Below are 20,381 nucleotides of genomic sequence, written 5' to 3' on the forward strand. Positions count from 1 at the left end.
TGAAACATTTGATTTGTGTTTCTGTATAAACTGCAAATTAAGGCTAATCAACCATGATGTGTAAAACATTCATCAAGCCACTTTAAAGTACCGTGTCTTGTAATCGAGTTCACTGGATCGAATGTTTATGAATACTTCACATATTTGAACTGATGAATAAAGGTATTAAGATTCTAATATCACGAAGGATAAATCACGAGGTAACAATTCCTGAATCAACAGTAAACGTGTTGAAATTCAGTTGAGTTAGAAATGGTGAAAATTCAGATTCATTAATGCAAGTAAAAACATATTGCCCTTTATTGCTATTTAAATACTGAAACAATTTGTTTTGATGATTTCTATCCAGTTCTGCAGGTAAATCATCAAAAAGATACAAACAATCGCCGTTAAGGAGTTGGCCCTGTGCTAATTTAAGGGCAATCAAGATAATTTTTTGTTGGCCACGAGAGAGTATTTGTTTCGCTTTAGCATCATCACTATAAATTAAAATATCCGCTTGATGTGGGCCGTATTGAGTATATTGTTTTTGCAGATCACTACTATAGTGTTCTGCTAATAAATCCATAAGTGATTTACCCGTATTTTTTCTATCCCAACCTTTATAATAGTCAATGGTGCATGAACTGGAAGTCAATTGGTTAATAATTTGATAAAATACTGTTTTCAACTCATCAAAGTACTCCTTTCGAAGCACATCCATTTGCGTAGCCAACTCATCTAATTGTCTATCCCAGGGAATACAGTTCTGGTAAGAAGAGCGATTTTTTAAAAGGACATTTCTATGCTTTAAAACCCTTTTATAATCTTTCCACAGCGACAAATAATTATGTTTCACGTGAAACAAACCCCAATCAAGTACACTTCTACGAACACCTGGACCTGCATCAATGATTTGGAATATATCAGCATAAAAAATTTGACAGGGAACTGCATAGGCCAATTGACTGGTACTATAACAAAATTGATTATTCAACTTGATTTGAGTTGGTTGCGAAGAAGACTTTTGGATGCTGATGGTTGAGTTATCCGTAAAACGAGAAAAAACCGTTAAAGCAGATTGCCCACGGGATATTATTGGGGAAATTTCTCGAGATCTGAATGAATGACCACAACTCAATAAATACAATGCTTCAAGAATGGAAGTTTTGCCACTTCCATTTACACCATAAATAAAATTAAACTTCGGGTTGAGTGTTAAATGTGCTTCAGAGATATTTCTTAAATGATGAATCCTTAAATCAGATAAAATCATATTTTCATAGGCATAATGATGTATTGATAATTATCATTTTGTAAGGATTCGATTAAAATACTACTGTCCGTATTGGACATGGACATTCGTATCTGACCGTCACCAAAATGATTTAATACATCCAGCAAATAAGTTGCATTCAAGCCGATCTTTAACTCATCACCCTGAGTTTCAGCAGGCAGAGTTTCGACAGCCTCTTCCTGTTCATTATTGTTAGCAATTAAAGTTAATTGACCGGATTGTAAATGGAGCATTACCGCTTTGGATTTCTCATGAGCTAAAATAACAATTCGAGCCAATGACCGTTTTAGAACGGCGCAATCGATAATAATCTGTTTATCCTGCTCTCTGGGAATAGCTTTTGAGTAAGGAGGAAAACGGGCCTCAATCAGTTTGGACATAAAAGTAAATTGACTGCTGATTAATTTAAAATGAGATTTTCCTGCAGCCAGCAAAACGTGTTCATCACTAATACAATTTAATAAGCGTAATAATTCCTGAACCCCTTTTTTGGGCAACAAAAGCTTATTTTGGCTTACGTTGGCACAAGAATAGCGACAAATAGCCATTCTGTGTCCGTCTGTAGCAACAGCAGAAATCTGATGGGGTTCGAATTCTAAAAAGAGTCCATTAAGAAATACTCGAACATCTTGTTGGGACATGGCAAAATGGGTTGACTGCAATAATTGAAGTAGGACAAGCCGGGGTATCGATAATTCAACTTCATTACACTCATCTTCACTTAATGGATAATTTTCAGCGGGTAAAGTGGTCAGTTTGAATGAACTACGCCCTTGTTTGATGGTTACAATACCTTTATCAAAAACAATATTCGGGCTGGTATTTTCATCAAGAGATCGTATGATATCAATAAACTTTTTAGCAGGAACAGTAATACTTCCTGATGTTTGGTTTGACTCACAAGACACCTGAGCAGATATTTCAATCTCTAAATCAGTAGCCGTAACATAAAGCAAACCATCAGCCAATTTTAATAAAAAATTGGATAAAATAGCCAAGGATTGCTTTTTATCTACAGCGCCGGCTACAGTAAGTAAAGGAGCGATGAGATCTTCCTTTTTTATAGCTAATTCAAACACGATAAACCCCTTATCACGAAGATAATATACGCATCAAATTTTTGTAATCTTCAGCAAAATCACTATCATCCTGAACTAATTCCTTTACTTTTCTGCAGGCATGAATAACCGTAGTATGATCTCGACCACCAAAATGATCACCAATTTCAGGCAAACTGTGATTGGTTAATTCCTTGCTCAAAGCCATAGCCATTTGTCTTGGTCTGGCAATAGAACGACTACGACGTTTGGATAACAAATCAGCGACTTTAACTTTATAATATTCAGCTACAGTTTTTTGAATATTCTCTATAGTAACCAATTTATCCTGCAAAGCTAAAAGATCACGTAATGCTTCATGCACAAACTCTATCGTTATAGGTTTTCCAGTAAAATGAGCATTAGCAATTACTCGTCGTAAAGCACCTTCAAGCTCTCTAACATTAGAACGTATTCGTTTAGCAATAAAAAAGGCGACTTCATAAGGAAGTTCAATATTGGATTGCTCCGCTTTACTGATTAAAATAGCAACACGAGTTTCCAATTCCGGCGGTTCTACTGCAACAGTAAGTCCCCAACCAAAACGTGACTTAAGCCGCTCTTCCATGCCCTCGATTTCTTTCGGATATCGATCGCTGGTTAGAATTATTTGTTGTTGTCCTTCCAGCAGAGCATTGAAGGTATGGAAAAACTCTTCTTGAGAGCGATCTTTACCGGCAAAAAATTGAATATCATCAATAAGTAAAGCATTTAAAGAACGATAAAAACGTTTGAATTCATTAATGGAATTGGTCTGCAACGCTTTAACCATATCCGCAACAAATCGCTCGGAATGCAAATAAAGTACTTTGGCTTCAGGATTATTTTTAAGAATGTTATTTCCAATGGCATGCATCAAGTGAGTTTTACCTAAACCAACTCCTCCATAAATAAATAATGGATTGTAGGCGTCACCCGGACGTTCCGCTACCTGCATAGATGCAGCGCGGGCTAATTGGTTAGAGTTCCCTTCAACAAAACTGTCAAATACGAATTTCTTATTTAAATGACTGCTTTTATAATCTACAGCCTTTTTATTTATGGTTTTCACCGCTGTGCTTGTCGTGGTGGAAACTGTCGTTTCAACAACCGATGCAACGGGTTCAGCAGCCTTGCTTCCAATCTCGATAGAAACAGATTTTATATCATCACCGCAAAATTGATTGATTAATTCTTCAATGCGAGAAAAAAAATGTTTTTTAACCCAATCAACAACAAATCGATTAGGCGCAAGTAAAACTAAACGTTGCTCATCTGTATGAGCTTGTAAAGGACGCAACCAGGTATTGAATTGCTGAGCAGAATATTCATCTTGCAATAAACCTAAACATTTTTGCCAAACAGCTGCTGACACAACATAACTCCTCATCATATAAGGGTGGTAAAAGAGTGCTAAAACTAATTATCCACGGCTATAAATATTGCCATTGAAAGCACCTAGACAGCAAGATAATTAAGTAGAATAAATTAAAGAATCAAAAATAAGATAAATACTTATAAAATTAAAACAGAGTTTAAAATAATCGATGTTCTAACTGGGAGATTATACTCAGCCTTGAATAAAAGGCAAAGTTATCCACAAAAAAATTTAAAATAAAAAACGGAAATCAAATAAAAATAAATGGATTGAAATAAATCAAAGGCGCATACATGAGGCGATCAGAATAATAAAAGCTATGGATAACTAGCGTTTATACCCAAGAATAAGTTGAATATAAAACAAAGATTCGGTAACTGAGCAAAAGAACAAACACTTTAAACACAGACAATAACGGAACTTACCAACATCATAAATAATATTCTAACTCTTTGTTATATATAAGAAATATGAAATTACTAACAGAAAATGGTTTTATTAATAATAAACATAGAATTTTAAATATATAAAACTATATTAATAATAGACGAATCGAATAAGTCTCATTTAATTAAAAAGAGCTCGTTTTAAACAACTGTTCAGATCACAATAAAATCGTAGTTCAAAACAGACCTATACAAAAATAGGTCATGTAAAAAATCTGGGGGTTACATAAATTGGATATGTATAGTCAATTTAGAACAATAGGATGAAACAAAAGGTGTGTATAAGAACAGATTTAGTACCTATATATATAGTGTATAAATTAGATGTATTAAAAACGAGTGCGTTTTACACACAGAAAAAGATCGTTCAATACAAGAGTTTTATACAAGATAAAATTTACATAACTATATGATAGTATTATTTTTATTGAAGTTATCAACAGATTTTTTTGTGCTTAATATAATAAAAAGATATATAATTTAAAAGATATATTATAATTACACTTCCCCGTTTAATTGGAAAATATAACAAAAAATAATCATAGTTCTAATTTGACACTGGAAAGAAAGTTATCTATCATTGCCAACCTCATAAATTTATATACAGGTTCATCATGAAACGCACCTTTCAACCAAGTAATCTAAAACGCAAACGCGATCATGGTTTTCGTGAGCGTATGGCAACTCGTGCAGGTCGATTAGTTATTAAACGTCGTCGTGCCAAAGGACGTAAGCGTTTGTCAGCTTAAGTGTTTGCATTTACTAAAACACAGAGACTGTTAACAAAAAAAGATTATGACCATGTGTTTGAACAGGCAAAAAAAATTGTAACGACTGAATTTGTTGTGTTATACAGAAACAATAATCTCGGTTATGCTCGTTTAGGGCTGGCGTTGTCAAAGAAAATGATAGCAAAGGCCCATGATAGAAATCGTATAAAACGACTGCTGAGGGAAAGTTTCAGAATACAGAAGCTACCTGCAGTAGATATGATTTTTCTAGCAAAACAAGGTGTGGCACGACAAACAAATTTAGTCATAAATACCCAATTGAGCAAAACATGGGAAAAACTAACTTCATACTACGACAAATAGTATGCATTCCAATTAAAATATATCAATTTTTGATTGCCCCATTGATTAAACCATGCTGTCGCTATTATCCTAGTTGTTCACAGTATACTGAGAGTGCAATCAAACAACATGGCATAACTAAAGGCATGTGGATGGGTTTGAAACGTATATTACGATGTCATCCCTGGTCTCGTGGTGGTTATGATCCGGTACTCCCTAACGATGAGAAGCTTTAATGGATATTAGACGTATTATATTATATATGGCGCTTGCGCTGGTTGGTTTATCACTTTGGAACGCCTGGCAAGCGGATTATCCAGCGAAACAGCCTGTTGCAATAGAATCAACCAGTCAATTGAATACTGATGGTCATTTATTACCAGAAGTTACTCCTGTTGAAACAGAGCAAAGTCCTCTAAATCCATCATTTGACCAACAAACAAATAAAAATGTGCTAAAACCTGAGCAACTGATTCAAGTTAAAACTGATGTTTTAGATGTAGCCATTGATTTAAAGCAAGGTGATATAGTTAAAGGACTTCTTCTTGACTATCCATTGAGTGTTGAGGATAAAAACAAACCATTTCCTCTTCTGCAAAATCAGCCTCAAGAACGCTATGTAGCTAATAGCAGCATCTTCGTAGCGAAAGATCAATCCGTGCAATCACTCAATTTTGGTTTTACGTCAGAACAAAAAGAATATCAGTTAAAACCTAATCAAGATCAATTAATCGTTACTCTTGATGGAAAAAATGAAGAGGGTTTAATAGTTAAAAAAGAATTTATATTTACTAAAGGCAGTTACTTAATTGATGTAAATTATAAAATTATTAATAATGGAGCTACTGACTGGAAAGGGTATTTAAATACTCAACTGCTCCGAAGTTCACCCAAGGAAGATAAATCAAGTATTTTCCATGTCGGTTCATATACTGGCGCTTCTTATTCAAATCCTGGTACTCATCGTTATCAAAAGGTTGGGTTTAGTGATATGAATAAAACCAATCTTGATGTTGATGCTAAAGGCGGCTGGATTGCGATGCAGCAACATTATTTTTTAAGTGCGTGGATCCCTGGAAATTCAGCTGAAAATAAATTTTATACTCGGGCTATTAATGGTGATTACACTATAGGTGCGGTGAGTCAACCCATTTTGATTAAACCGGATGAGCAAAAAGAAATTAGTTCCAAATTATATGTTGGACCTGAAATTACCAGTGTTCTAAAAAGCATTGCCCCTTCTTTGGATTTAACAGTTGATTATGGCATCCTTTGGTTTGTTTCTTCCTTACTGTTTTCATTGATGAAAGCAATCTACAATGTTGTTGGAAACTGGGGCTGGTCAATTGTTCTGGTTACAGTATTAATTAAGTTGGCATTTTACCGATTGTCAGCAACCAGTTATAAATCAATGGCTGGAATGCGTAAATTACAACCCAAGCTGCAAGCTTTGCGTGAGCGTTATGGCGACGATAAAGCCAAAATAAGTCAGGCGACTATGGAACTGTACCGCCAGGAAAAAGTAAATCCTTTAGGTGGTTGCTTACCTATTATTATACAAATTCCCGTATTTATAGCTTTGTACTGGGTGTTGCTGGAAAGTGTTGAATTAAGACAAGCTCCTTTTATCTTCTGGATTAATGATCTGGCGTCTGCTGATCCCTATCATGTTTTGCCTCTTATTATGGGTGCGACAATGCTAGTTCAGCAAAAATTGAATCCAACACCACCAGATCCTATGCAGGCTAAAGTAATGATGTTCCTGCCTATTTTGTTTACTGGATTGTTTTGGAGTTTTCCATCAGGATTAGTATTGTATTGGATAGTGAATAATACTTTATCCATCATGCAACAATGGTACATTACTCGAAAATATTCTGATGACAAACCAGTTAAGAAACTGGTAGCAACAGCAAAATAAATGTCAGAAGATACTATAGTAGCAATAGCTACCCCACCTGGAAAAGGTGGGGTAGGTATTATCCGATTATCGGGTTCCAAATCGTATTCAATTGCACATTCTCTTAATGCCCATAAGACTCTTCAACCCAGATTGGCAACCTTCTGTTCCTTTTATACCGCGGATAATCAATTAGTAGATCAGGGGTTGATGATCTATTTCAAGGCACCGCATTCATTTACCGGTGAAGATGTTGTTGAAATTCATGGGCATGGTTCACCGGTTGTGCTTGATCTGTTGGTTAAAGAATGTGTTGTTTTGGGCGCTCGATTAGCAAGACCCGGTGAGTTTTCAGAAAGAGCATTTTTAAATGATAAAATCGATTTAACTCAGGCTGAAGCAATTGCTGATTTAATCAATTCAAGCTCACAAACAGCAGCACGAATGGCATTGCGTTCCTTGCAGGGCGAGTTTTCAACAAAAATCAATCAATTAAATGAAGAGTTAATTTATTTGCGATTGTATGTTGAGGCTGCAATCGATTTCCCAGAAGAGGAAATCGATTTTTTAAATGACGGAAAGGTATCCACTTTACTTCAGTCTATTTTAGATCAACTTAACGTAATCCGATCCCAGGCAAATCAAGGCGTGATTTTTCGAGAGGGTTTATCTTTGGTTATAGCGGGAAGACCTAATGCAGGTAAGTCGACTTTAATCAATTATCTTGCGGGAAGGGATGTGGCTATAGTTACAGAAGTTGCAGGAACCACTCGAGATGTGATGCGTGAACATGTGTTATTGGATGACATTCCAATACATATTATCGATACTGCTGGATTGCGAGAAAGTGATGATATAGTAGAACAGGAAGGAATTCGAAGAGCCTGGGTGGAATTAAAACAAGCTGATTGTGTATTATTAGTTGTAGATGTTAATGATCCAGATCATCATGAAGGCTTGTCTAACCAAATCAGATCAGCATTGCCACACGATGTACCTATAATTACAGTATTTAATAAAATTGATATGCACGACCTCTCTGCTAAAACAGAGAATGAATCTGTTTATCTATCAGCCAAATCGGGTTATGGTGTTGATGGTCTAAAAGCTTTAATCAAACATATAGCGGGTTATCATCCCAATGAGGGACAGTTTTTGGCAAGAAGACGTCATCTTCAGGCTCTGGATGAAGCAAAAAAGCTATTACTTACCGGCCAGAAACAATTAACTGAACATCAGGCTGGAGAGTTACTTGCTGAGGATTTGCGTCTTGCCCATCAAGTATTATGTGAAATTACTGGCGAATTTACTTCCGATGATTTGCTCGGAAGAATTTTTTCCAGTTTTTGTATCGGCAAATAAATCAGTCGCGCATGGTAACAATCCGTTAAAATCAGCAGATTGCATTTATTCATATCTATACTGTGTAGTGTCTTGTTATTTGTTGTTCCAATCTGTCTCAAGAAACAGCTCCAATACAGATTGGATAAAAATATTGTAATCTGGTATGCAAATAACCATGCCTCATCTGCCCTAATTCTTATAAACCAGCCGTTGTATAGGTTTAAAATTTCCCCCTTTTCAGTTTAATAAATACCTATGAATCTCACCTAACAATGTGTAAAAAAACAATACAAAAAGACTTGTCAAAAGCAATACCAAGTGTTAACGTACTATAAATAAAACTTCCTGTATAATTTTTGAGAGTTGTTATTATGGGTTACTCGAGGCAAAATGCAGCTGTTCGTAGGGACAAACATCAGTTCTTCTCTAAAATTCCATCAACTGGCACATTAAATTCAAAATTCGAAGCCGTTGATCAACGCGCGGAAACGATCGGATACTCCTTTCTTCTGAACAACAAGCATCTACTTGAGACTGAATTTACTGAAATGTTTAACATCTTAAAAAATCAAGATGATGAAAATAAAGAAGCTTTTTGGTTGTATTGCTATTATTGTGCCTCGTTGCTGGAAGCCTTTTATGCCGCCTACCTACAACCTGGAAAACAGGCTGAATTTGCTACAATTAAGTTACAAATTAAAGAACGCCTGATTAATAAAGTAAAGCATAAAGAATCAGATACGGCTTTTATAGAATCACTTTACAATTCTTATCTTGGTAGTTTTCGCAATTTGGTTAACTCTCCTTTTCATGTATCGCAAATTCGTGATTATGTTGCGTATGCAAATCTATGTCGAATTTACTGGGCTTTTTGTCGTATGACATTAACTCAGGGTTTAACTATGGCAAAGGATCTGCATCTCATTGAAAAACTTGATGTTATATTGGGAACTCATACTGACGTAGACAAAATTATTTCCGTATTTCAAGCTCCTATAGGTGTCATTAATTTCTTTAGCGTTGGGTTCTTTCTTATACGCTTTATGATTGATGGCGGCTTATTGATCCAACATACCTTTTTTCCAACTGAATTGGAGAAAGGAGCGAAAAGTGGTTGTGATGTCACTAGACTGGATCACTTACCAGGTGCAGCCAGCATTGAAGCGTACAGAAATAGTTATATCCTGGTTCAGGAAGACGATAAGGCTGATGTGGAATTATATTATATTCCTAAAAAGGGATCTCCGCTTAAACTAACGGCCAGGGACACGAGTAAATTAAAAGAGGATTTGCTGAGTAAATTAATTGAAAACGGAACGACCCGTTTAACAGCTGATGAAGTAAAGGAAATCATTACAGCTCAAACAGATCATGTTCCAGAGGTTACAACTGCCTATGAACGTTTTATGCATGAGCTTTATAAACGGCATTGTAATTTTGCTAATGATCTGGTTTGGGCGACGGTTAACTGTCTGACTAACTTTAATAATGTATTTCAAATTTCAGGCCCGGTCGCAGGATATTTAACAGCTGTTTTTCTAACTTTTGATGTGTGCATGGCCCTGTATAAATGCAAACTGGCAGAACAAGAATATTTAACGAAAAAATCTCAATATCTCTTGGAAATACAAGATTATAATAATCCTGAGCTATTTAAGAAAATGACAGATGAACAACGTCGTTTGCATATAGAAATGCTCCATAAACAGTTGCTCGAATTGGAAATTAACTGGCGTACTAAAGAAGCAACCTTTTACTTTGTAGCCGCTGCCGCTGCCTTATTAATGTTGGGATTTACTACCGCCATATTGGTTAGTCCTCCAATGTTGGTTCTCGCTTCATTTTTTGTATGTACTGTAGCCGTGGCAATGTATCTATCTACAGGAGCTTATTCACAATATAAAGAGAAAAGTCTTTATTTGGAACAGGCACAATTAACGGATACTAATCTTCCTGTGGCTTATAAAGAATTTGAAATCGCTCGTAATGATTTTATCTTTACCATGGTTAAAAATACAGTTATGCCAATGGTATTGATTACTACATTTGCAGTTTGCTGGCCCGCAGCTATTGCCTTGACTGCCATGTATCTGGGGTATGAACTGTATCATGCTCATGATCAGCATAAAGAAACGCGTGCAGCGCGACAATTGGCTTTAGATCTACAGGATGGAGAGGAAGAAAACATGGGTTTTCTTCCTTGCAATAACTAAGCTTCGGGATACATTGCTTTAATGGCAGCGATATCTTTTTCACTTAAATGAGTTCGCTGCCCAATTTCTACTCCATCAGTTAACGGAATAATAGTCTTTTCACCATTTTTAGAAAAGGCAAAAGTACCGTAGTGCATAATGGATTGATAGTCATAAGCACCAAAATCTTTACCATCTGTTAATTGCTGTTCAAAATTATGTTTGTATTCATCATCTATGTTTTCCCATACGATGCGTACATAGGAATTTCTATCAGCTCTTGATTGCTCATGCCATAACCCAAGAGCATGGCCAATTTCATGTACTGTATTCATTGTGGTACATCGTGGCGCTAAATTAATTTCCTGTTTTCCCCCTTTTTTACCCACATATGAAGAACAGGTAGTACCCTCTGCATGAATGAACGAAATATAATCACGGTGTTCATAACGATTTTTAGAGGTCAATTCCAGAAATTCCAGATTGGTGTTTTTTTGCCAATGATCTATAGCTTGATAGATGGCTAATTTGTTCATAAACGGCAAATCTTCAGCAACCTCATAAGGCACAATACCATTAGGCCAACGAGATCCACCTGCTTTAGGAGTAATAATGGCACCCTGATTGTTCAGATTGGCTACTTTTCCAATGAGTATATCCCCTTCAACTACCGCAAATTCGTTAATTTGTTCGTAGATAATATCTCGGCTACCCATTACTGGGTCAGCAATGGTGACATGCCCCAGATTTGCTGCGTAAGTTGAAGATAAGAAGAAAACGGAACCAATAAAACAATTAATCCTTAAACCATATTTCATAAAATATCCTTATTACTTGAAAAACCAAGAACAGTTTATTGAAAGGCTATTCCAAATTCTATGGCCAGGATGAAAAATAAATCATGAGGGATTATCGATACAGTTCTCTATATTTTAATTGTCTTCGGTACTCTACAACGCGTTTATCCATTATTAAACGCCAGAGCGGGGGTATTAAAGCCAGTACTATCATACCCAAATATCCTGATGGAAGCTGAGGGCTTTGTTCCATATGACGCAAAATCTGATAAGGACGACCACCATAAGTATGATGATCAGAATGACGTTGTAAATGAAAAAGTATGGCGTTGGTTAACCAGTGATTGGCATTCCAGGAGTGATAAGGACTGACTTTTTCATAAAGTCCATTTTCCAGTTTATTTCTCTCCAGTCCATAATGTTCAATATAGTTAACCAGTTCAAGAGTCATGATGGCGGTGAAGGACTGTACTATAAAAAATGCGAGTACGGATATTCCGCCCAGAAGCAAACAAAGTATACTTATGATAAGTGGAACTGAAAGTATCCACCAGAAATGATTATGAAAACTCCAGGTTGAATATCCCTTTTGATGCATACGTTTCTTTTCCAGATGCAAGGCTGATTTAAAAGAACCAATCAATGTTCTGGGTATGAATTGATAGAAACTTTGCCCTAATTTTGCCGTTGCTGGATCTTCTGGCGTGGCCACACGAACGTGATGTCCTTTAACGTGTTCGACAAAAAAATGACCATAGCATACGCACACTAATAATGTTCTACTCAGAAGTTGTTGAGTGCGATTGTTTTTATGCATTAATTCATGGGCTAAATTGATCCCCGCTCCACCTGATATGAGTCCTATCGACAGTGTAAAACCAAGCCATTCATTCCATAACAAATGTTGGGTGCTAATTACATAAGCGGCATAAGTGATCATAATAATCTGTGCCGGCACATAGGCATAGGTGAGGTATTTATAATAATTGTCTTGAATGAGTTCTTGTTCCTGTTCCTTTGATGGGTTGGATGGATCATGGACAAAAATGTCGATCAAAGGTATTAAAATAAAGACGATTGCAAATGGAAGAAAACTGAACCATCCTCCAAGATGAAGGCCAATAATGGGTAGAGGAATTAATAAATACACCATTAAAAAACTTAATTTTTTTAGTGAAGACATAGCTGAACTCTACTTTATCTAACTTAATTAATTATAGCCTATAGAGACCCGATCCAGCTTGACTTAAAAGGACATGCGCTGGTTATTTGCGGACATTTAGTGCTCATTTTTAGGAGTTAGGTTCGCTATGATTGAAAATGAATACACCTTAAGGCACTAAAATGCCTAAAGCGATAACCTTTATTAATTCATTCAATTCAAAAGAATGATGTCACGAGTTTTTCATTTTTAAAGCAGCCTCGTAGAGTTCGTTCTTATTCGCTTTGGTAATTTTACAGGCAATTGAAACAGCTTGTTTCAATGGAACTTCTTGTAATAAAACAGCAAGTATCTCCTCATTTGATTGGTGATTATCAAGTGCAGGGCGTGGGGGAATAATTAAGACAAACTCTCCTTTGGTATGGCCTGGGTCTGCTAATAACCATTTTTTTATTTCAGATACGGTGCCTGTTACAAATCGCTCATAAGTTTTAGTCAGTTCTTTCGCCAAAACAAGTTCGCACTCTTGGCCGTACGATTCTGAAATATCCTCAATACACTCCAGAATTCTGTGCGTTGATTCATAAAAAATTAGCGTATGCGGTTCGGTTTGTAATGATTCCAGTTTGCTCTTTCGTGCAGTTTGCTTTGCAGGAAGAAAACCTAAAAAGATGAAAGAATCACAGGGTACCCCTGCTGCACTAAGAGCCGTAATCAACGCACTGGGTCCTGGAATTGGACTAACAGGAATTAAGTGCTGACGTGCAAGTTTTACTAAAGGATATCCGGGATCACTAATTAAAGGGGTACCTGCATCACTAATTAAAGCAACGGTTTTGCCACTCAGTAGTTGTTCAATTATTTGTTTACTTTTCTCACTTTCATTATGCGCGTGCAGAGAACTTAAATTATTTTTTATTCCCAAAGCTGTGAGTAGCTGTATTGAATGTCGTGTATCTTCTGCAAGGATGAGATCTACTGATTTTAAAATATTAAGAGCTCTTAAACTGATGTCATCACGGTTTCCAATTGGAGTCGCAACTATATAGAGAGTTCCTATGCCTGTTGCTAGAGAGTTTGTCATAGTTTATCCTCTTCGGTTATTGCGTATTTGGCGAATTAACATGTTTCTAAAATTATTTAATTTTCGTATTTTCTTCTTACTGGTCTCAACTTTTTTACTGTGTCAGTGTACTAAAACCGTTAATTCATCAGAACCTGTCGTAACGGTTCATAAAAAAGTAACAAATCCTTATAGTATGCCTACTGCAACTTATCTTGCATTGGCAAAAAATGAAGAAGGCTACAAGAAACAAAGTCTTTTATTAGCCGCTGCAGGTCGTATGATTTCTGAAGGACAATGGCGGCAAGGCTTAGCCATTTTAGCACAAACAAGTGAATTAACTGATGATCAGATGAATGAAAAAACTTTGTTATTAGCAAAAGTTGATGTGATCCGGGATCAACCTAAATCAGCTTTAGTTAAATTAGCTACGATTAAACAATTAGAAAGCCTTTCCAGTTATCATCAAATTCAATTTCATGAATTATTAGCCCAATCCTATCGATCAACAGGAAATCAAGTAGAATCGGTGATGGAACGAATAAAGCTGGAGTCATTATTGACAGAGCAGGACCTTCAGATTAACAACAGAAGGACTCTATGGTTAACTTTAATCAATTTACCTCAGCCAGAATTAAATACAATGGCTGCAGAAGCAGCAGATAGGTCTGAATTACAAGGATGGCTCCAGTTAGCTATAATTTCTCGAAAATATCGAGATAATCCAAAATCCCTACTTGCAGCTCTGGATCAATGGCAATCACACTTCGATAATCATCCTGCCAATAATATTCTTCCAAATCCTCTGGACAGTATTGCTGATAAAATGATTGCCAAACCGAAACATGTAGCATTATTACTCCCTTTGAGTGGCCCACTTTCAGGTCCTGGTAAAGCGATACGTGAAGGATTTATGGCTGCTTATAAGGCCAGTAATGGTGAAGAAACAACTCAGGTAAAAACTTATGATACTGCTAAAGGTGAAATCACCGAACTTTATCAAAAAGCCATTGAAGAAGGTGCAGAATATGTTGTTGGTCCCTTGACCAAAAATCAGGTGGCTGCTGTAGCAGTGCTGAACCACCCTGTACCTACCCTGCTCCTGAATGATTCAGATGCCAGTGTACAGGATAATTCCTATCTCTTTGGCCTTTCTCCTGCTAACGAGGCCAGTCAGGTGGCAATTAAGGCTCGAAGCAAGGGGTATCACAGAGCATTAATTATTGCCCCAAAAAATGATTGGGGTAATGATGTAACCAAGGCCTTTATAAATCAATGGACGAATAATGGTGGCAAAATTGTTGATACCTTTTTATATGGCACCAACGATGATATGAATAAGAAAATGAAGGATTTTCTAAAAATTTCTGAAAGTCAGGCAAGAGAACAGCAATTGAAACAGGTTTTGGGTCAGAGTCTGCAATCCTTAACAAGCCGAAGACAGGATTTTGATATGATCTTTTTATTAGCATATCCTTCAAAGGCGCGTCAAATTATGCCCTTGTTAAAATATTACTATGCAGGTGATGTACCTGTCTTTGCTACATCAAGTGTTTATGGCGGAAACGCAAATGCTTTAAAAGATAAAGATTTGGATGGTGTTATTTTTTGCGATATCCCTTGGGTATTTTCCCATCAGATGGGTACTAGAAATTGGCCAGAGCAATTTAATAGTTATAATAGACTTTATGCTTTGGGAATGGACAGTTATGCATTAGCAACTCAATTAAATCAGTTAATTTTATTTCCCGCAGATGGATCTATGGAGTCTAACGGAACCTTGTATTTGAAGCCTTCACAGCAAGTCGCGCGAGTTCTTGAGTGGGGGCAGTTCAGACAAGGTCTGGCTCACTCATTAGGCAATACGGTTTAAATTGACTGATTGAACCAGAGGAATAGTAATTTGAGCACCCTACACACAGGACGGATTGCTGAACAAAAAGCATTATCGTATTTATTGGAACAAGGCCTTAAGTTGGTGTGTCAGAATTATTATTGTCGTTTAGGAGAAATAGATTTAATTATGCGAGAAGGGAATTATCTCGTATTTATTGAGGTACGCTCCCGTTCGAATATAAAGTTTGGCGACGGAATTGCAAGTGTTACTTATGCGAAGCGTCAAAAAATAATTAAAACCACTTCGCATTATTTGCTTAAACATAAAGTACAAGAGCGCAACCCCGTACGCTTTGATGTCATTAGTATTGATGGGAGTTCAGGGCATATTACCTGGCTTAAAGACGCTTTTAACGCCGATTATTGAAAATGAGAAGGTTTATAAAATGGTTCAGTTGGAAGAAAGAGTAAGACATCTTTTTGGTGTGAATATTGAAACAAATATTGCTGTTGCAGACGCATTGTCGGATTGTATCGCTAAAGCGGGTCAACGTTTGGTTAATTGCCTGCTGGGTGATGGGACAATATTTGTATGTGGCAGTGGGGGGTCAAGTGCGAATTGCATGCATTTTGCCAGTTCTATGTTGAATCATTTTGAAGTAGAAAGACCGCCTTTACCCGTAATTAATTTAAGCTCTGATGCAACCTGTCTCGGCTCGTTTGCGAATGAACATCATTACGGTCAGGTGTTTGCGAGGCAGATTCAGGCATTAGGTCAGGAACAGGATGTATTGTTGTTACTTACCACTTCAGGCAATTCCGACAGCATGCTCTATGCACTGCATGCAGCAAATGAGCGAGGTATGGATACTATTGCATTAAGTGGGCGAGATGGTGGCGTTCTGGCCAATCATCTGGGTCCAGAAGATATAGAGCTGCGTGTGACTTCAGACAGCGCAGCTCGAATAAGAGAACTTCATTTGTTCATATTACACTGTTTTTGTGATTTAATTGATCAGTCTTTATTTGGTCAGGTTTTAGGATAAAAAATGAACATAAACTCCAGATTAAAATCAATAGTTGTTTTATTGGTGAGTACCATGCTAACCAGCTGTGTAGTCGCTGTAGTAGCTGGTGCTGCTGCGGGAATGGTCTATGACAGACGAAGCGTCACTACAATGGAAGCAGATGCCCGATTATTTCATGTAATTCATAAAGGTATAGTCTCAGATCCTCAATTTAGAAATTCTCGTATACTGGTGACCAGTTTTAATCGGGTTGTTTTATTGGTTGGTCAAACGCCCACTGCTTCCTTGCGTGTTGTTGCCGAGAGGATTGCGCAGAATACGCCTGGGGTTAAGCGAGTATATGATGAAATATCGGTAGATAACCCCCTTCCATTGACTCAACGATCTAAAGACTCTTTGATTACTGGTCAGATTAGAAGCAATATGCTAACTAAAAAAGGGTTGGAGTCCGGTTCGATTCGTATAGTTACAGAAAATGGTGTTGTTTATTTAATGGGGATCGTTACACCAGAGCAAGCATCATTAGCAGTTGATGTTGCACGTCGAATAAATGGTGTAAGAAAAGTCGTTAAAATTTTCCAATACATTCGATAAAATGCGAAAACAGGGACGTTTTATATTGGTGTTACTTATCCTGGTCTGCAGCCTGTCTGGCTGTATTGGTACTGTATGGACTGGCGCTACCCTACTTTATGATAGACATGATGTGTACAAAAAATTGAATGATTACAATTTATTGGCAGAAGTTAACCGGGTTTTGGCAGTAAACAGGACATTTAATAACTCAAGTTGTGTCCTTGATATTGCGGCATTTAATGGTGACATTCTGATTGCTGGGCATGTGCCCACCAATGAATTGCTTGAAGAATTAAAACAGCGTTTAACTAAGGTAAAACATTACAGACGCTTGTTTAATGATGTTCATGTGAGACAGGTTTCCTCTAATAGTGTTGAGGACAGTTGGATTACTACCAAAATTCGAAGTCAGATATTTGCTGATGATTCTATAGATCCGGATGCATTTAAAATAATAACTTCCGATCGTATTGTGTATTTAATGGGGGATGTCAAACCAGATCAGGCAGCCAAAGTCATTAAAATCGCAAGATATACTACCGGCGTTGAACGAGTGGTTAAGATGATGAGGTATTTTACTTATCAATCCGCAAAACAGATTTAGGAAATGAAAGAATTGGATAAATTTTATAGGCAGTATCTTCTAAAGAAAATTTCAATTGTTTTGATTATCGCGTTAATTGGTTTTATTTTTATTGAATTATTTTCACGTTGGGTGGCAGCTACCAGCACAGCTTATTTTGGCAGTCGATTGGATTTCGATCAAAAAATGCTGGTGGCAGATTCAGTTAATGGTGGAGTCGTTGCTATTGGAGATTCAATAATTGCACGAAGTTTTTATCCGGAGCTTTTTTCTGCTGCATTGTCAGAAAAACTATCGATATCTTATCCATCCTATAATTTAGGAGTCACAGGCGCCAATTTAAATGAACAAATCGCTACCTTGCGCCATCTCTTAAAGCGAAAAGTGAAGCCCTCTTTAGTTGTGATCGATGTACCAATTCACGCACTTAATGTGAATAACTATTACACTTACGATCCTGATACAGTGAAACACCCGCTACAATTTTGGGATAATAACTCAGCTGATTACTACACTCGTTGTGAAGTAAATCAACAAATTGCTGTTTCGACTAAAATCTATTGTCAATTAGCTCAAAAATTTTATTTTATCAGGATGCTTAGTTATTACCATCATCAAATACTAACTGGTGGTAAAAATTTATTGCACACACAAAATCAAAGATTTTCTAATTTAATTACCTATTATCCAGTTGTTTCCTATATGGGATTTTCACCTATTTTCAATGTTCTTAATCATAAAACCGCGCATACAGATTTTTTATATCAAGCAATGATTAATACTTATGCGAATGATTATAAAGTTTATAAATTGGGCGCGGATAGATATGATCAATTAATTGATGAATGTAATAAAAATTCAGTAAATGTGGTGTTGGTTTTAATGCCGCTGTACCAACCGGTTATGCGGAAGGTTCATGATCATTTTTTACTACCTGATAATAAAACGATAGCTAATGCTCTGGACAAGTACGCTAAAGAAAAGAACATAGGATTTGTAAATTTATTTGAGGAACTGCAGGCTCCAGAATATTTTCAGGATCCTGTGCATTTAAATGTAGATGGGGCAGTGCAAATTACCAAGTTATTGGCAAAGAAATTATTATCAAAAGATTTTACTTATCCAGAAGGTTATTTAGATTCAGATTTTTATCAATACATGCAAACAGAGGAAGAAAATAAATCATGAATTTTGTGACTTTTCAATTTATTTTATTTTTTTTAATTTCTTTCGCTATTTTTATAAGTCTTAAAATACAGTATCGCAAATATTTTTTATTGGTTTGCAGTTACGTTTTTTATGGTACGTGGAGTGTTCCATTAATCGGGGTAATTCTTGCCTCTACCTCAGTGGACTATTATTTAGGAAAAAAAATATACAACAGTACTTCAAATAAGTTAAGAAAATGGCTTTTAACACTATCAATAGTGATTAACTGTACTATTCTTATTTATTTTAAATACACTAATTTCCTTTTAGACACTACATATACTCTGGGTTCTCTTTTGGGATTTGAACTATCCATGCCCAGGGAGCTTCATATCATTTTACCTTTGGGAGTTTCATTTTATACATTTGAAGCCATAAGTTATATCTGTGATATTTATCGAGGGGAGAAGCCTGCTTCAAGCTGGTTGAATTATAATTTTTATATTATGTATTTTCCTCATTTAATTTCAGGTCCGATTGTACGGTATAAAGAACTGTACAAACAATTTGAAGGTACAATTGCACTACCTGAGTTTTCACGAATTAATGAAGGTTTAAGTCTGATTCTATATGGATTCATTTTTAAATTAGTCATTGCTGATAGTGTTAGTGTTTTAGCAGATCCAATATTTAATAATTACCAGAATGCGACTCATATCGACTCCTGGTTAGCGAGTATTGCATTTACAGTGCAAATATATTTTGATTTTTTAGGTTATACACATATTGCCAGAGGAGTTTCATTATTCTTCAATATAAAATTACCACTGAATTTTAATCATCCATATAGTGCAGTGAATATAAGTGATTTTTGGCAAAGATGGCATATGAGTTTGTCACTTTGGATTCGCGATTATCTCTATATACCCTTTGGTGGCAGTCGAGGTACTCTAGCTAGAACAGTTAATAATTTGTTGATCACTATGTTCATTGCCGGACTATGGCACGGTGCTTCCTGGAACTATGCTCTTTGGGGGTTATACCATGGTCTGCTTTTAGCTGTTTATCATATATACAAAACCAATTTTAAAAATAATAGTAATACTTTAGAAAACAAAAAACGCAGATTTGTTTCCATTCTGTTTACTTACCTCTGTGTGGTATTTGGCTGGGTGCTGTTCAGAACGACTACATTTGATCAAGCAATCACTCTTTTACACAAAATGATAGATATACCGGGTATATATCACGAGTTTAAGTTGAGTCATTCTCTAATTGAATATAAAGACTCTGTATTATTAATTATTTCGCTTATTGCTCTTTGTTTTATCGGGCCTTTTGCAAAAAAAATGGAGACCGAAGTTCTCTCAACGTTACAACCATTATGGATAAAAAAGTTTAGCTATATATTTGGAATGTTGTTGGTGCTTGTTTTTATGTTTTCGCCAGCGAAACCATTTATTTATTTTGTATTCTAACGATATTACTTTATATGGTTCAGG

Annotated in this window: 19 protein-coding genes; 13 read left to right on the top strand and 6 right to left on the bottom strand. The window is 36.3% G+C overall.

Annotated features, from left to right (window positions below):
• Window positions 1–193 precede the first annotated feature (193 nt).
• The 3 genes from recF to dnaA are packed head-to-tail and all read right to left on the bottom strand — an operon-like array spanning window position 194 to window position 3,727.
• Entirely contained in the window at window positions 194–1,255 is a 1,062-nt protein-coding gene (gene recF / locus Lqua_RS13580; protein WP_058474827.1) for a DNA replication/repair protein RecF, read from the bottom strand.
• Window positions 1,252–2,355, bottom strand: a complete 1,104-nt coding sequence (dnaN, locus tag Lqua_RS13585) for a DNA polymerase III subunit beta (RefSeq protein WP_058474828.1) — start codon at window positions 2,353–2,355, stop codon at window positions 1,252–1,254. Before dnaN ends, recF begins: the two co-directional genes overlap by 4 nt.
• Window positions 2,356–2,368: 13 nt before the next feature.
• Entirely contained in the window at window positions 2,369–3,727 is a 1,359-nt protein-coding gene (gene dnaA, locus Lqua_RS13590; protein WP_058474829.1) for a chromosomal replication initiator protein DnaA, read from the bottom strand.
• 1,063 nt (window positions 3,728–4,790) lie between these two features.
• On the opposite strand from dnaA, the gene rpmH reads away from it, so the two are divergent.
• The 6 genes from rpmH (at window position 4,791) to Lqua_RS13615 (ending at window position 10,706) form a co-directional block, all read left to right on the top strand.
• Window positions 4,791–4,925, top strand: coding sequence for a 50S ribosomal protein L34 (gene rpmH, locus Lqua_RS13595; RefSeq protein WP_006869475.1), 135 nt, complete (start codon window positions 4,791–4,793; stop codon window positions 4,923–4,925).
• The gene (gene rnpA, locus Lqua_RS13600; protein ID WP_058474830.1) at window positions 4,926–5,270 is read left to right on the top strand and encodes a ribonuclease P protein component; all 345 of its coding nucleotides are present in this window, start codon (window positions 4,926–4,928) and stop codon (window positions 5,268–5,270) included. It begins immediately after the preceding gene.
• Window positions 5,237–5,485, top strand: coding sequence for a membrane protein insertion efficiency factor YidD (gene yidD / locus Lqua_RS18010; RefSeq protein WP_083501339.1), 249 nt, complete (start codon window positions 5,237–5,239; stop codon window positions 5,483–5,485). Before rnpA ends, yidD begins: the two co-directional genes overlap by 34 nt.
• Window positions 5,485–7,170, top strand: a complete 1,686-nt coding sequence (yidC, locus tag Lqua_RS13605) for a membrane protein insertase YidC (protein ID WP_058474831.1) — start codon at window positions 5,485–5,487, stop codon at window positions 7,168–7,170. The genes yidD and yidC overlap by 1 nt, the downstream gene beginning before the upstream one ends.
• Entirely contained in the window at window positions 7,171–8,511 is a 1,341-nt protein-coding gene (mnmE, locus tag Lqua_RS13610) for a tRNA uridine-5-carboxymethylaminomethyl(34) synthesis GTPase MnmE (RefSeq protein ID WP_058474832.1), read from the top strand. It begins immediately after the preceding gene.
• A gap of 353 nt (window positions 8,512–8,864) precedes the next feature.
• On the top strand, window positions 8,865–10,706 hold the full coding sequence (locus Lqua_RS13615) for a hypothetical protein (RefSeq protein ID WP_058474833.1): 1,842 nt from the start codon (window positions 8,865–8,867) through the stop codon (window positions 10,704–10,706).
• Here Lqua_RS13615 and legP read toward each other — a convergent pair.
• From legP to rsmI, 3 genes are all read right to left on the bottom strand, one after another.
• On the bottom strand, window positions 10,703–11,503 hold the full coding sequence (gene legP, locus Lqua_RS13620; RefSeq protein WP_058474834.1) for a Dot/Icm T4SS effector Zinc-dependent metalloprotease LegP: 801 nt from the start codon (window positions 11,501–11,503) through the stop codon (window positions 10,703–10,705). The genes Lqua_RS13615 and legP overlap by 4 nt on opposite strands.
• Window positions 11,504–11,594: 91 nt before the next feature.
• Window positions 11,595–12,665 carry an alkane 1-monooxygenase gene (locus Lqua_RS13625; RefSeq protein ID WP_058474835.1) on the bottom strand — a complete coding sequence of 357 codons (1,071 nt, stop codon included), beginning with the start codon at window positions 12,663–12,665 and terminating at the stop codon, window positions 11,595–11,597.
• 211 nt (window positions 12,666–12,876) lie between these two features.
• On the bottom strand, window positions 12,877–13,728 hold the full coding sequence (gene rsmI / locus Lqua_RS13630; protein ID WP_058474836.1) for a 16S rRNA (cytidine(1402)-2'-O)-methyltransferase: 852 nt from the start codon (window positions 13,726–13,728) through the stop codon (window positions 12,877–12,879).
• A gap of 40 nt (window positions 13,729–13,768) precedes the next feature.
• Between rsmI and Lqua_RS13635 the strand changes: the two genes are divergently transcribed.
• From Lqua_RS13635 to Lqua_RS13665, 7 genes are read left to right on the top strand one after another with little or no spacing between them, the layout of a single operon-like run.
• Window positions 13,769–15,580, top strand: a complete 1,812-nt coding sequence (locus Lqua_RS13635; protein ID WP_058474904.1) for a penicillin-binding protein activator — start codon at window positions 13,769–13,771, stop codon at window positions 15,578–15,580.
• A 30-nt stretch (window positions 15,581–15,610) separates the two neighbouring features.
• Window positions 15,611–15,970 (top strand): YraN family protein, encoded by a 360-nt coding sequence (locus tag Lqua_RS13640; RefSeq protein ID WP_058474837.1) that lies wholly within the window; start codon window positions 15,611–15,613, stop codon window positions 15,968–15,970.
• A 19-nt stretch (window positions 15,971–15,989) separates the two neighbouring features.
• Window positions 15,990–16,589 carry a D-sedoheptulose-7-phosphate isomerase gene (locus Lqua_RS13645; RefSeq protein ID WP_058474838.1) on the top strand — a complete coding sequence of 200 codons (600 nt, stop codon included), beginning with the start codon at window positions 15,990–15,992 and terminating at the stop codon, window positions 16,587–16,589.
• Window positions 16,590–16,592: 3 nt separating this feature from the next.
• Window positions 16,593–17,165, top strand: a complete 573-nt coding sequence (locus tag Lqua_RS13650; RefSeq protein WP_083501340.1) for a BON domain-containing protein — start codon at window positions 16,593–16,595, stop codon at window positions 17,163–17,165.
• 1 nt (window position 17,166) lies between these two features.
• The gene (locus tag Lqua_RS13655; RefSeq protein ID WP_058474839.1) at window positions 17,167–17,751 is read left to right on the top strand and encodes a BON domain-containing protein; all 585 of its coding nucleotides are present in this window, start codon (window positions 17,167–17,169) and stop codon (window positions 17,749–17,751) included.
• A 3-nt stretch (window positions 17,752–17,754) separates the two neighbouring features.
• The gene (locus Lqua_RS13660; protein WP_058474840.1) at window positions 17,755–18,918 is read left to right on the top strand and encodes a DUF1574 family protein; all 1,164 of its coding nucleotides are present in this window, start codon (window positions 17,755–17,757) and stop codon (window positions 18,916–18,918) included.
• Entirely contained in the window at window positions 18,915–20,357 is a 1,443-nt protein-coding gene (locus tag Lqua_RS13665) for an MBOAT family O-acyltransferase (RefSeq protein WP_058474841.1), read from the top strand. The genes Lqua_RS13660 and Lqua_RS13665 overlap by 4 nt, the downstream gene beginning before the upstream one ends.
• Window positions 20,358–20,381 lie beyond the last annotated feature (24 nt).

Origin of the sequence: Legionella quateirensis (genome assembly GCF_001467955.1) — a bacterium.
Classification (GTDB): Bacteria; Pseudomonadota; Gammaproteobacteria; order Legionellales; family Legionellaceae; genus Legionella; species Legionella quateirensis.

What these genes read in the sequence shown, in the direction of transcription:
- recF (WP_058474827.1), bottom strand. Translation starts at nt 1,255, where the DNA reads ATGATTTTATCTGATTTAAGGATTCATCATTTAAGAAATATCTCTGAA.
- rpmH (WP_006869475.1), top strand. Translation starts at nt 4,791, where the DNA reads ATGAAACGCACCTTTCAACCAAGTAATCTAAAACGCAAACGCGATCAT.
- yidD (WP_083501339.1), top strand. Translation starts at nt 5,237, where the DNA reads ATGGGAAAAACTAACTTCATACTACGACAAATAGTATGCATTCCAATT.
- yidC (WP_058474831.1), top strand. Translation starts at nt 5,485, where the DNA reads ATGGATATTAGACGTATTATATTATATATGGCGCTTGCGCTGGTTGGT.
- mnmE (WP_058474832.1), top strand. Translation starts at nt 7,171, where the DNA reads ATGTCAGAAGATACTATAGTAGCAATAGCTACCCCACCTGGAAAAGGT.
- Lqua_RS13615 (WP_058474833.1), top strand. Translation starts at nt 8,865, where the DNA reads ATGGGTTACTCGAGGCAAAATGCAGCTGTTCGTAGGGACAAACATCAG.
- legP (WP_058474834.1), bottom strand. Translation starts at nt 11,503, where the DNA reads ATGAAATATGGTTTAAGGATTAATTGTTTTATTGGTTCCGTTTTCTTC.
- Lqua_RS13625 (WP_058474835.1), bottom strand. Translation starts at nt 12,665, where the DNA reads ATGTCTTCACTAAAAAAATTAAGTTTTTTAATGGTGTATTTATTAATT.
- rsmI (WP_058474836.1), bottom strand. Translation starts at nt 13,728, where the DNA reads ATGACAAACTCTCTAGCAACAGGCATAGGAACTCTCTATATAGTTGCG.
- Lqua_RS13635 (WP_058474904.1), top strand. Translation starts at nt 13,769, where the DNA reads ATGTTTCTAAAATTATTTAATTTTCGTATTTTCTTCTTACTGGTCTCA.
- Lqua_RS13645 (WP_058474838.1), top strand. Translation starts at nt 15,990, where the DNA reads ATGGTTCAGTTGGAAGAAAGAGTAAGACATCTTTTTGGTGTGAATATT.
- Lqua_RS13650 (WP_083501340.1), top strand. Translation starts at nt 16,593, where the DNA reads ATGAACATAAACTCCAGATTAAAATCAATAGTTGTTTTATTGGTGAGT.
- Lqua_RS13655 (WP_058474839.1), top strand. Translation starts at nt 17,167, where the DNA reads ATGCGAAAACAGGGACGTTTTATATTGGTGTTACTTATCCTGGTCTGC.
- Lqua_RS13660 (WP_058474840.1), top strand. Translation starts at nt 17,755, where the DNA reads ATGAAAGAATTGGATAAATTTTATAGGCAGTATCTTCTAAAGAAAATT.
- Lqua_RS13665 (WP_058474841.1), top strand. Translation starts at nt 18,915, where the DNA reads ATGAATTTTGTGACTTTTCAATTTATTTTATTTTTTTTAATTTCTTTC.